A 12,289-nucleotide genomic window follows, 5' to 3' on the forward strand; every position below is an offset into this window, starting at 1 on the left:
GCGGACAGCGCCACTGCGGCGGCGGCCAGGGCGAGCAGGGTGCGGAGGGCCGGTCGGGGGCGGCCGGCGGATCGTCGCTGATCGGTCATGAGGAGTCCAGGATGCCACGGTCGGGAACAGGCCGACGCGGCCGAGCAGTGGCTGCTCGACCGCGTCGGAGGGGTGCGGGAGGCCGGAGCCTCCCCCGGGTCACTCGAAGAGCGACAGGGTGAGGGTGGACGAGTACTCGCCGGCCTCGATGGTGGGCGGGGTCTTCAGGAACAGGTCGGCGTTCGCGGTGAAGGGCCCGGTGGGGGCGACCTCGGCCGACTCGTTCGTGATGAAGAGCAGCTCCTTGTCGACCAGTCCGACGGCGTCCTCGCCCTCGTCGATGATCGTGTCGACGCGGTCGCCCTCGGCCACGAGGCCGGAGTCGCCGCCGTCGATCACGTTCGGCTGCCAGCCGAGGTGCTCGGCGGGGATCACGTCGCCCTCCGCGTTCACGAAGTCCGACGCGGATCCGACGACGTACCAGCCGGCTCCGTCCGGGATGTCGGCGGCGTCGCGGGTGTCGGCGACGGTCACCGTGGGGAGGGTGCCGGTGAACTGGCGGATGACGGCGGTGGAGCCCGCCTCGGTCAGCTCGGTGGCGTCGCCGGCGACGGTCATCGACAGTGCGCCGCCTCCGGGGAGTTCGGCGATGTCGACGTTGACGTCGACGTCGTTGTTGTCGAGCTCGATCTCGGCGGCCATCGCGGTGCCGGCGACGCCGAGGAGGAGGAAGCCACCGGCGAGGCCGGCCACTCCGCGGGAGACGATCGTTCGGGTGTTCATTGCGGGTGTTCTCCGTTCTCCGCGGCGGCGCCGTCGCCGCCGCGGTTCTGTGTGTCGGATGGGAACCGAGGTCAGCTGCAGCCGGCCGCGGAGGTGGGGGTCGTGGTGGTCGCCGTAGCGGGGCGGTTCGCCACGAAGGCGGTGGAGGTCGTGGTGACCTCTCCGGCCGGGATGCTCGAGGTCCGAGCGGTGAAGGCGGCCGAGACGGTGCTCCCGGCGCCGACCTCGGCGAAGGACTTCGAGCCGTGCGCCGAGGTGACCGTCATCTTGACCGGGAAGGCGTTCGGGTTCTTCGCGGTGACCGTGAGCACGACCTTGCCGGCGACGCAGCGCGTGCTGGTCGTGGTGGTCGCCCCGACGATGCCCGTCGTCCCGGTCACGGCGGCGGTCTGCGCCGTCGCCGTGGCGGGGGACCAGCCGGGCTTCGTCGCCGACACCGTCACCGAGACCACCGTGCCGCGGTCGGCCGCGGTGAGGACGTACGTCGACGCGGTCGCGCCGGCGATGTCCACTCCGCCGCGCTTCCACTGGTACGCCGTGGCGGTCCAGGGAGTCGAGGCGGTGGCGGTGAGCCGGGTCCCGACCGTGGCGGCGCCGGTGATGGCGGCGCGCAGCGGGGCGGGGTCGGTGATGGTCTGGCCGGCGACGCTCTCGAGGGTCGGGACGACCTTCTGCATGAGTCCGGTCGCCGGGTCGAAGGTGACGCGGTCGATCGTGGTCTCGCGGTGCTGGCCGTCTCCACCGGGCATCGCGAACCGGTGGTACGCGATGTACCAGTCGTCGGTGCCGGGGACGTTGACGATCGAGTTGTGGCCGGTCGCGAGGATGCCCAGCGACGGGTTCTTCTCGAGGAGGACGCCGCGGTAGGTCCACGGGCCGTCGACGCTCGTCGAGGTGGCGTAGCCGACCTTGTAGTTCTCGGAGCCGGTGTCGTCGATGGAGTACGTCAGGTGGTACAGCCCCTGGCGGTAGTTGACGAAGCTGCCCTCGCGGTAGTCGGTCAGTCCGCTCATCCGCTTGATGGTGCCGGCCTTGATCGAGAGCATGTCGTCCGACAGCTCGCCGTAGACGGGCGCCCCGTTGCCCCAGAAGAGGTAGCTCTTGCCGGTGGCGGGGTCGGTGAATGCGGCCGGGTCGATGGCCTGACCCGAGGTCACGGACTCGCCGTTGGTGATCATCGCGGTGGGTTGAGCGGTGAAGGGGCCGGTGGGGCTGTCGGCGACGGCCACTCCGATCGTCTTGCGGTCGAGCGAGGCGTTGTGGCCCGAGAAGTAGAAGTAGTACTTCCCGCCCTTCTCGGTGATCGTCGGCGCCCAGGCGTTGCCCACGGCCCACGGGACGTTCCCGTTCGCGCCGTCCAGGGTGAGGATCGGCTGCGCCGAGCGCGTCCAGTCCACGAGGTTCTTGGACGACCAGACGTAGAAGGTCTTCCCGCCCCAGCCGGGGAAGCCGTCGGACGTCGCGTAGATGTAGAAGGTGTCGCCGAACGCCGCGATGTTGGGGTCGGCGTAGAGACCGGGGATCACCGGGCTCTTCATCTCGACGGCCTTCATCGTCCAGGTCGCGGTGGCTCCGCCGGACGCGGTCAGCGTGTAGGTGACGGGCGTGCGCAGGTCGCGCACGGTGCCGGAGGCGGGGGAGGAGGTCGTGCCGGTCGCCGTGGCGAACACGGGGGCGAGCTTCGAGCGGTCGGTGCCGGGCTTCACCGCGAAGGTGACGGTCCGGGCGGCCGAGTCGACGATCGGAGCGACCTTCAGCACGTCGGGGGCGGTGAGCGAGACTCCGGCGATCTGGTCGGCCGACCCGGAGCGGGTCAGCACCTCGCTCTCGCTGAGCGCGCGGTTCCAGAGCGCGAACTCGCGGTACTCGCCCTTGAACAGCTTGTCGCCACCGTAGAGCGAGCGGCCGAGGTAGTTGGCCGCGGTGCGTCCGCCGCCGAGATCGGCCGGCGTCGTGGTGACTCCGGTCTTCGTGGCGACCTTGGCGCCGTTGAGGTAGATCGTCGCCGTGCCGTTCGAGAGCGTGTAGGTCAGCTTGGCCCACTGCCCGCGGGGGAGGTTCGACCCGGTCCCGGCGGTCTGCTCGGTCTGCCAGTTCCCGGAGGCGATGCTCGTGCGGTACGAGTCGCCGGTGGTGAACAGGTAGCCGTTGCCGGCGTTGTTCGAGGAGTTGCCCAGTCCGTAGAGGAAGTACGGAGTGCCCTGGGTCGGGTCGATCTTCACCTCGGCCTCGACGGTGACGTCCTCGACTCCGGTCAGCACGTCGTCCGGCAGGTCGACGTGGTCGTCGGTGCCGTCGAACGAGAGGGCGCCGGTCTGCCAGGCGGCGCCGCCGACGATCGTCGCGTCGCGGTCGTTGCCCGAGACGTCCTCGAGCGTCGTGCCCGACCCGTTGTCGAAGGAGTAGCGCAGGATCTCGCCGGCGGCGTTCGCGGTCACCGGGACGGGTCCGGCCGGCTCGGAGGCGCGCAGCGCGGCGAGCTCGGTGGCGGTCACCGGGAGGACCGTGCCGTGACGCGGGCTCGCGGGGAGGTCGTAGTTCGGCGCGACCTGCCAGTTCGGCGCGTTCAGGTCGGCGGTCTTCAGCGGGATGTAGCCGCGTCCGCCGTACTCGTCGACGAAGAGGTAGTTGGTCTGCCCGTTGACGTCGCCGGGGTTGGCCGTGAAGGCGGTGGGGCCCTCGACGGCGCCGGTGCCGGCGTCGCGGCCGATGCAGCTGTCGACGGTCGTCCAGCCGGTCAGCGGGGCGCGGAGCGTCGTGGACTTCTCCTGGATGATGTCGGAGCAGCCGGTGCCGCTCGCGCCCTCGTCCTTCGTGAAGCGGTGGAACGTGCCGTTCTGCTCGATCACGGTGGAGTCGATGCGCGAGGTGTTCTGCCAGACCTGCGGAGTGGAGAACGTCGTGAAATCGCGGGTGGTGGCGTACATCATCACGTTGCTGACGTTGCCGGTGTGGTTCGGGTCGGTCTCGGCGTAGAGCTTCGAGGCCCAGTAGACGACGTAGGCGCCGATGCTGGCGTCCCAGTGCGCCTCGGGCGCCCAGGTGTTGCCGGCGGTCTCGGGCGAGACCAGCACGTGGCGCTGCTCGGACCAGTTCACGAGGTCGTGCGACTCCCAGACCTCGAGGTAGCGGCTGCCCTGGCGCTGCGAGCGGTCCCAGTTGCCGTCGCGTCCGATGGAGAGGTCGGTGGCGATCAGGTAGAACGTGTCGCCCTCGGGGGAGCGGATGAGGAACGGGTCGCGCAGGCCCTTCTCGCCGAAGGTCGAGGTCAGCACGGGCTGACCGCCGTTGAGCTCGTCCCAGGCGAGGGCGTTGTTGCCCTTGCTCGCGGCCAGGAAGATGTTCTCGCCCGCGATGTCGTTGCCGGTGAAGTAGGCGAACGCGTAGCCCTCGAGCGGAGCGAGCTGCTTCGCGGCGCGCACGGTGGCGACGAGGTCGCGCGTCGCGGTGGCGGAGTTCTTGGTGACGGTCGCGCGGAGCGTCACGGTGCGGTCGGCGGACTGCCGCGTGACGACTCCGGTGGTCGAGACGACGGCCGGGTCGCTGGAGGTCCAGCTGATCGAGGTGCCGGCGGGAGCCGCGGGGATCGTGATGTTGCCGCGGACGTCGGTGAGGTCCGGGATCGTGAGACCGGCGGCGGCCGCGTCGACGACCTGCTGGTCGCCGGACTGCGCGAGGACCGTGGCGGTGAAGGCCTTCGTGCGGGTCTCGGATCCGCTCGTGAGGGTCGCCGTCAGGGTGACGGTCGCGTTGCCGGCCGAGGCGGCGGGCCGCGTGACGACTCCGTTGGTCGAGATCGTCTGGGGAGCGCTCGAGGCCCACGTGATCGCGGAGCCGTTGGCGCCCGTCGTGGGCAGTGCGAGGTTCGCCTGGACGGCCGAGAGGTCGCCGAGCGCCAGTGCGGACGCGTCGCGGGCGGCCTTCGTCGCCGCGGTCGGCTGCAGGGCGGTCACCTCGGCGGCGGTGAGCGCGTTGTCGTAGATGCGGAAGTCGCGGACGCTGCCGGCGAGCGTCTTGTCGGCCGCGTAGTTGGAGCGGCCGATGAAGTTGGAGGTGGTGGTGCCCCCGCCGATCGCGGCGGGCTTCGTGGTGACGCCCGTCTGCACGGCGACCTGCGCGCCGTCGAGGTAGAGGCGGGCGGTGTCGGTCGCGTCGTCGAGCGTGTAGGTGAGGGTCTTCCAGACTCCGCGGGGGAGCGCGGAGCCGGAGTCCGCGTTCTGCTCGCCCTGCCAGTTGCTCGGCGTGATCGTCGTGCGGTAGCGGCTGTCGGCGAGGGTGGCGAGGTAGCCGGCGCCGGAGTTGCTGGTCGCGGCGGTGCCGAGTCCGTAGACGAAGTAGTTGCCCGACTGCTCGGGGCGCACCAGCACCTCGGTGCTGACGGTGATCGAGTTCAGCCCGGCGAGGATGTCGTCGGGCAGCTTCACGGCGTCGTCGGTGCCGTCGAGGACGACGCCGGCGTCGCCTCCGGTCTTCGCGCCGCCCACGAGCGTGCCGTTGCGGTTCTTCCCCGAGCTGTCGAGGGCGACGGTGCCGCTGGTCTCGTTCAGCTGGTACCGGAGCACGAGGTTCTCGGGGTTCGCGGCGGCCTGGGCCGGCATCGCGGAGAGGAGGGGGATCGCCAGCGCCGTGGCGGTCGCCAGGACGAGGGGTCGTAGGTAGGGCTTCATCGCGCTTGCTCCTGGATCGGCACCATTGCTGAGGGAGGGGGGGTGCCGACACTCGTCGGCGTGTTCACGGTAACACGATGTTCACGTCAACGTGAAGGGGTCCGGCGGTATCGATCGGACTCGATCACCGGGTGAACCGGAACGGCACCCCTGCCCCGGTGAGGGGGGCAGGGGTGCCGTCGCAGCGGAGCGTCGGAGGGCGCCCGCTACGTCCTGCTTCGCGACATGACCGCGCGCTGCAGGAGGACGAAGACGAGCAGGATGCCGCCGGTGATGATCGTGGTGGCCTCCGGGGGGATGCCGCCGTCCCGGGTGATCAGGACGTTCATCAGACCCAGGACCAGGGCGCCGACGACCGAGCCGAGCACGAAGCCCACCCCGCCCGTGAGCAGCGTGCCGCCGATGACGGTCGCCGCGATCGCGTCGAGCTCCCATCCGGTGCCCGTGATGTTCTGCGCGCTGCCGAGTCGGGCCGTGTAGACGACGCCGGCGAGACCGGCGAGCGTGCCGCTGATCACGTAGATGAAGAGCTTCGTGCGGAGCACGGGGAGGCCCATCAGCGCCGCCGACTGCTCGGAGCCGCCCATCGCGTAGACCGTGCGGCCGATGCGGGTGCGGTGCAGGACGAAGAACGCTCCGGCGACCACCAGCAGGGCGATGATCACGCCGGGGCTGATCACGAAGTCGTTGACCTTCGGGCCGTCGATCAGCTTGATCGGCGTCGCGAGCGAGGTCACCGCCGAGTCCTCGGGGAGGCGCTCGGGAACCGTGCTCAGCATCGAGGCGAGGCCTCGGGCCAGGAACATCATCGCGAGCGTCGCGATGAACGGCTGCACGTCGAAGTACTGGATCAGGATCCCCGAGATCAGGCCGAAGGCCGATCCGATGACGACCATCAGGACCATGACGAGCCAGGGGTTCCAGCCGGCGTTGATCAGCAGCACGCCGCTGACGCTGCTGAAGGCGATCACCGCGCCGACCGAGAGGTCGATGCCGCCGGTCAGGATCACGAAGGTGAGCCCGACGGCCAGGATGATCAGGTGCGCGTTGTTGACCAGGAGGTTCGACAGGGTGCTCGCCTGCAGGATCCGGCCGTAGGCCGCCTCGCCGTAGACGAGCATGCCGACGAAGATCACCAGGGCCGCCACGGTGGGCAGCTTGTCGAGGTGCTGGCTGAAGAAGGACCGGGCGCTCGTGCGCTCGGAGCTCGCCGGAGGGGCGGAGCGGGTCAGCAGGGCGCTCATGCGGGGATCGCCTCTTTCTGCGGGGCGCGACGACGCGCTTCGCGACGGTGGGAGAAGGCGGAGCGGACGCGCTCGGACTGCAGGAGGCAGAGAGCGACGATCACGATCGCCTTGAAGGCGGGCGTCGCGGACGAGGAGACGCCGAGGAAGACCACGGTCTTGTCGAGGGTCGCGATCAGGATCGCTCCGACCGCGGCTCCGGCGATGTTGAACTTGCCGCCCGCCAGCGAGGTGCCGCCGATGACGACGGCGAGGATCGCGTCGAGCTCGAGCTGGTACCCGGTGCGGGAGGTGTCGACGGTCATGACGCTCGCGGTGGCGAAGACGCCCGCGACTCCGGCCAGCACGCCGCTGCTGATGTAGGCGGTGAGCAGGAGCCGCGGCGGTTGATGCCCGCGAGGCGGGCGCTTGGCGTCCATGCCGATGGCCTCGATCATCAGGCCCAGGCGCTGCGGCGGACCAGCAGGCCGACCGCGACGACGATGGCGATCGCGAGGAGGAAGACGACGGGGAGGCCGAAGACGTAGCCGTTGGCGAGCCAGCGGAACGGCTCGTTGGTGGCGGCCGTGTTCTGGCCGCCGGTGATCACCTTCGCGAGTCCGCGGCCGGCGAGCATGACGACGAGGGTGCTGATGAAGGGCTGCAGGCCCACCACCGACACGAGCACGCCGTTCACCGCTCCGAGCGCCGCACTGACCAGCAGGGCGAGTCCGAAGGCGGCCGCGGCGGCGCCGAGGGAGTCGGGAGCGCTCTGGGCGTTCAGGAACTCCATCGAGACGGCGCCGGCGACGACCATGATCGAGCCGACCGAGAGGTCGATGCCCCCGGTCGCGACGACGAGGCACATGCCGACGGCGATCATGAGGATCGGAGCCGCGGCGCGGGCGATGTCGATCACGTTGCCGACGAGGTAGCCGGTCGTGGGGCTCATGGAGACCGAGAGGTATCCGGGGTCCTTGACGACGTTGATCAGCAGGAGGAGGACGATCGCGACCGCTCCCCAGAACCACTGCCGCCGGATCAGGCCGGTGAGGATCGAGGTCCTCCCGGTTCGGGTGTCGCTGCTCATGATGCGGCCTCCTGCGTGGCGCCTTCGAGGACGACGACGTCCTCGTCGACGACTCCCTCTGCGGCGATGGTAGTGACGATGGACTCCGCTGTCACCGCGGGTCCGTTGAGGATCTCGGCGATGACCCGGTGGTCCTTGAGCACGATGATGCGATCGCTGAGGCGGACCACCTCGTCGAGCTCGGACGAGATGAAGATCACGGCGACGCCCTCGCCGGCGAGGGCGACGACCTTCTCCTGGATCTCGGCCTTCGCGCCCACGTCGATGCCGCGGGTCGGCTCGTCGAGGATCAGGATCTCGGGGTGCGTGGCGAGCCAGCGGCCCAGGAGGACCTTCTGCTGGTTGCCTCCGGAGAGCTTGCTGATCGGGCGGTCCGGGTCGGCGGGGCGCACGTTGAGCTCGACGAGGTACTTGTCGACGATCTCGTCCTTCTCCTTCTTGGAGAGGGGGCGGGCCCAGCCGCGCTTGGCCTGCACCGCGAGGATGAGGTTCTCGCGGATGGAGAGGTCGCGGATGATGCCCTCGTCGCGGCGGTTCTCGCTCGCGAAGGCGATCTTGTGCGCGAGCCCCGCGGTGGGCGTGGGCACGTCGACCTTCTTGCCGTGCAGCGTGATCTCGCCCGTCTCGGGCTTGTCGACGCCGTAGATCAGGCGGGCCAGCTCGGTGCGGCCGGAGCCCAGGAGCCCGGCGAAGCGACGACCTCGCCGCGGTGCAGCGTGATGTCGGTGGGCTCGATCGAGCCCTTCCGGCCCAGGCCCTTGGCCGAGTAGAGCGGCGCGTCGCGGTAGAGGTGGTCGCTGTTCTCGCGCTCGGAGTCGAGGGAGCGCAGCGCCGCGATGTCCTTGCCGATCATCTTCGAGATGAGCGAGGTGCGGTCGAGCTCGGGAGTGAGGTACTCGCCGATGTACTTGCCGTTGCGCAGCACCGTGAGCCGGTCGCTGATCGCGTAGACCTGGTCGAGGAAGTGCGAGACGAAGAGGATCGCGACGCCCTCGGCGCGCAGCCGGCGGATGACGACGAAGAGGTTCTCGACCTCGTTCGCGTCCAGGCTCGAGGTCGGCTCGTCGAGGATCAGGACCTTCGAGTCGCTCACGGTGGAGCGGCTGATCGCGACCAGCTGCTGCATCGCGATCGAGAGCGACGAGAGCGACTGGCGGGTGTTGAGGTGGTCGAGCCCGAGCTTGGCCAGGGCGACCTTGGCCGCCGCGTGGGTGGCCTTCCAGTTGATGCCGAAGGGACCGCGGACCTCGTAGCCGAGCATCACGTTCTCGCCGATGGAGAGGTTCGTGACCAGGTTCACCTCCTGGTACACGGTGGAGATGCCGGCCGCCTGCGCATCCGCGGTGCCGCTGAGGCGCTTGGGCGAGCCCGAGACGAGGATCTCGCCGCTGTCGATGCGGTAGACGCCGGTCAGGGCCTTGATGAGCGTGGACTTGCCGGCGCCGTTCTCGCCCATGAGCGTGTGGACCTCGCCCGGGAAGAGGCGGAAGTCGACGCCGTCGAGCGCTTTGACACCGGGGAAGCTGATCGAGATGTTCTTCATCTCGACGATCGGAGGCGAAGCTGTCATGTCGCGTCCTTCCGTTCTCGAGCGGGGCGGACCGGAGCGGTGACGCCGAGGGACGGAACGCGCGGGGTCCGGAGATCGTCCGGACCCCGCGCGATCCGCAGGGGTGGGCCTGAGCCCTGTGGTGCTGCCGTCGGGCGCCGACCGGCGCCGTCGGGCGGCTCCGACTAGAACTTGCGGTCGGGGAGGACCTCGGCGGCCACCTCGGGCGAGTCGAAGGTCTCGCTCGGGACGACGATCGAGGACTCGACGGTCTCGCCGGCGAGCGTCTTCTCGACGGCGTCGAGGGCGGTCTCGCCGAACAGCGGGTTGTACTCGGCGACGAAGCTGAGCTCACCGTCGGCCAGGGCCTGCAGCGCGTTCTTGGTGCCGTCGATCGTGGCGATCTTGACGTCGGTGCCGGGGGTGAGGCCGGCCTCCTGGACGGCCTGGACGGCGCCGAGGCCCATCTCGTCGTTCTGGGCGAAGACGAGCTGGACGTCGTTGTTGTTCGACTTCAGTACGGTCTCGAAGACGCTCTTCGCCTCTTCGGTCGACCAGTTGGCGGTCTGCGCGCCGAGCTTGACGAACTTCGAGTCGGCTCCGATGACCTCGTCCCAGCCCTCGTTGCGCTCGTTGACGACCGAGACGCCCGCGGGGCCCTCGAGCGTGAAGTAGTTCGCTCCGTCGGGGAAGGTCGTGGTGGCCCAGTCGGCGACCGAGGTGCTGACCGCGATGTTGTCGGGCGCGATGCGCGTGACGTAGAGGTCGGAGTTGTCCGGCTCGATGCCGCGGTCGATCAGGATGACCGGGATCTCGGCCTCCTGGGCGCGCTCGAGCGAGTCCTCCCAGCCGGAGCCCTCGGTGGCCGAGAGCAGGATGATGTCGACGCCCTCGTCGACGAACGAGGTGAAGGAGTCGATCTGGGACTTCTGGTCGCCGTTGGTGGCGGGCGCGTACTTGAGGTCGTAGCCGGCCTCCTCGGTGAACGTGTCCTCGATGTTGGTCTCGTTCGCCTGGCGCCACGCGCCCTCGGGGCCGACGGCCACGAATCCGATGGTGGTCAGGTCGCCCTCGCCGCCGGCGCCTGCTTCCGAGTCGCCTCCGGAGCAGCCCGCGAGGCCGAAGGCCATCGCTCCGACCGCTGCGAAACCCAGGAACTGGCCGATACGCCTCTTCGTGGACATGTGTCTCCTCCTTGAGACCGCGGGCGCGCTGAGGAGCGCCCGGGATGGGGTGGGTCCGAAGACCCGGGGAATGGGGCCCAGGGGCCCTGAGATGCGGTGATTGCAGTGCTCGTGGACACGACGGGAGCGCGTCCTGTTCCGAATGTTACCGTGAACAATCTCGGCGGTGCAATGAGCGGTTTATAACGGGTCGGTGTCGTCCTCGTCGGCGTCCGGATCCGCGTCCGCGGCGATCATCTCGACGATCGTGTCGACCGTCAGCCAGGGGCCGTTGCTGACCTCGCCGATCTTCTCGCGGTCCTTGAACACGACGATGCGATCGCTGAGGCGCACCACCTCCTCGAGCTCGGAGGAGATGTAGACCACCGACACGCCCTCCTTGGCCAGCTGCGAGATGTGCGCCTGGATCTCGACCTTCGCGGCCACGTCGATCCCCCGCGCCGGCTCGTCGAGCACGAGCAGGCGCGGCCGGGTCGCGAGCCAGCGCGCGAGCACGACCTTCTGCTGGTTGCCGCCCGAGAGGTACTTCACCGGGATGTCCGGGTCGGCCGGGGTGATGTTCAGCGCCTCGATGTACGTCGAGACGAGGTCGTCGGTCTCGGCCGCCGAGAGCGGGTGCGCCCAGCCGCGCAGCGCCTGGATGCCGAGCACGAGGTTGTCGCGGAGGGAGAGGTCGCCGATGATCCCGTCCTCGCGGCGGTTCTCGCTCGAGTGCGCGATCCGGTTCCGCAGCCCCGAGCCCGGGTCGGTGATCTGCGCGGGCTCGCCGTCGATCAGCACGCGGCCGGAGTCGGCGCGGTCCACTCCGCTCAGGAGCGAGGCCAGCTCGGTGCGACCGGAGCCGCGCAGTCCCGCGAAGCCGACGATCTCGCCGCGGTGCAGCTCCAGATCGGTCGGGGCGACGGCTCCGCGCCGGCCGAGGCCGAACGCCCGGTAGATCGGCGGCCCGCTGGGCTGGCGGCGGTGCTCGCGCCGGTCGGAGCCGATCTGCCGCAGCGCGTCGATGTCCTTGCCGATCATCTTCGCGATCAGCTCCGCGCGGTCCATGCTCCGCGCGGGGTACTCGCCGACGGTGCTGCCGTCGCGCAGCACCGTGAGGCGGTCGCTGAGGGTCAGCACCTGCTCGAGGAAGTGCGAGACGAAGAGGATCGCGACACCGCTGTCGCGCAGGCGCCGCAGCACGGCGAAGAGGCGGGCGACGTCGCCGAGGTCGAGGCTCGAGGTGGGCTCGTCGAGGACCAGCACGCGCGGCTGATCGACCATGGCGCGGCTGATCGCGACCAGCTGGCGGATCGCGGGGGACAGCGAGCGCAGCGGCAGGCGCGGATCGAGATCGCCCAGCCCGAGCTCGCCGAGCATCTCGGCGGCGCGCTGGTGCGTGCGCGACCACGAGATGCCGAAGCGGCCGCGGACCTCGTGGCCGAGCATCATGTTCTCGCCGATGCTGAGGTTGTCCGTCAGCCGCTCGTCCTGGAAGACGGCCGAGATGCCGGCGGACTTGGCGTCGGCGGGACCCGAGAAGCTGCGCTCGACGCCGTCCACGGTGATCACTCCGGCGTCGGGGCGGTGGATGCCGGTGAGCGTCTTGATCAGCGTCGACTTGCCCGCGCCGTTCTCGCCCATCAGGCCGTGGATCTCACCGGGGAACAGGCGGAAGCCGACATCCTGGAGGGCGCGGCCCGAGGAGAACGAGACCGTGATGCCCGTCATCTCGACGACGGGGACGGCCGAGCGCTCCGTCGTCCTCGACTGAACTGCCACGT

General features: G+C 69.9%; 5 protein-coding genes and 2 pseudogenes. All 7 read right to left on the reverse strand.

Annotation, left to right across the window (positions count from 1 at the left end; genetic code table 11):
* Positions 1–189: 189 nt before the first annotated feature.
* Positions 190–813, reverse strand: a complete 624-nt coding sequence (locus tag B0T42_RS01470) for a hypothetical protein (protein ID WP_077221664.1) — start codon at positions 811–813, stop codon at positions 190–192.
* 71 nt (positions 814–884) lie between these two features.
* Entirely contained in the window at positions 885–5,480 is a 4,596-nt protein-coding gene (locus B0T42_RS01475) for a family 43 glycosylhydrolase (RefSeq protein ID WP_077221665.1), read from the reverse strand.
* 206 nt (positions 5,481–5,686) lie between these two features.
* Positions 5,687–6,724, reverse strand: a complete 1,038-nt coding sequence (locus tag B0T42_RS01480; protein ID WP_055785612.1) for an ABC transporter permease subunit — start codon at positions 6,722–6,724, stop codon at positions 5,687–5,689.
* A pseudogene (locus B0T42_RS22535) lies at positions 6,721–7,793 on the reverse strand (ABC transporter permease). Before B0T42_RS22535 ends, B0T42_RS01480 begins: the two are co-directional and overlap by 4 nt.
* A pseudogene (locus B0T42_RS01490) lies at positions 7,790–9,363 on the reverse strand (sugar ABC transporter ATP-binding protein). Before B0T42_RS01490 ends, B0T42_RS22535 begins: the two co-directional pseudogenes overlap by 4 nt.
* 164 nt (positions 9,364–9,527) lie before the next feature.
* A complete protein-coding gene (locus tag B0T42_RS01495) occupies positions 9,528–10,526 on the reverse strand; it encodes an ABC transporter substrate-binding protein (RefSeq protein ID WP_077221666.1) in 999 nt (332 codons plus the stop codon).
* 180 nt (positions 10,527–10,706) lie between these two features.
* A complete protein-coding gene (locus tag B0T42_RS01500; protein ID WP_077221739.1) occupies positions 10,707–12,236 on the reverse strand; it encodes a sugar ABC transporter ATP-binding protein in 1,530 nt (509 codons plus the stop codon).
* Between the last annotated feature and the right edge of the window lie 53 nt (positions 12,237–12,289).

Origin of the sequence: Rathayibacter rhapontici, assembly GCF_001995175.1 — a bacterium.
Lineage (GTDB): Bacteria > Actinomycetota > Actinomycetes > Actinomycetales > Microbacteriaceae > Rathayibacter.

Coding starts and splice junctions, on each gene's coding strand:
- B0T42_RS01470 (WP_077221664.1), bottom strand. CDS start 813: ATGAACACCCGAACGATCGTCTCCCGCGGAGTGGCCGGCCTCGCCGGT.
- B0T42_RS01475 (WP_077221665.1), bottom strand. CDS start 5,480: ATGAAGCCCTACCTACGACCCCTCGTCCTGGCGACCGCCACGGCGCTG.
- B0T42_RS01480 (WP_055785612.1), bottom strand. CDS start 6,724: ATGAGCGCCCTGCTGACCCGCTCCGCCCCTCCGGCGAGCTCCGAGCGC.
- B0T42_RS01495 (WP_077221666.1), bottom strand. CDS start 10,526: ATGTCCACGAAGAGGCGTATCGGCCAGTTCCTGGGTTTCGCAGCGGTC.
- B0T42_RS01500 (WP_077221739.1), bottom strand. CDS start 12,236: ATGACGGGCATCACGGTCTCGTTCTCCTCGGGCCGCGCCCTCCAGGAT.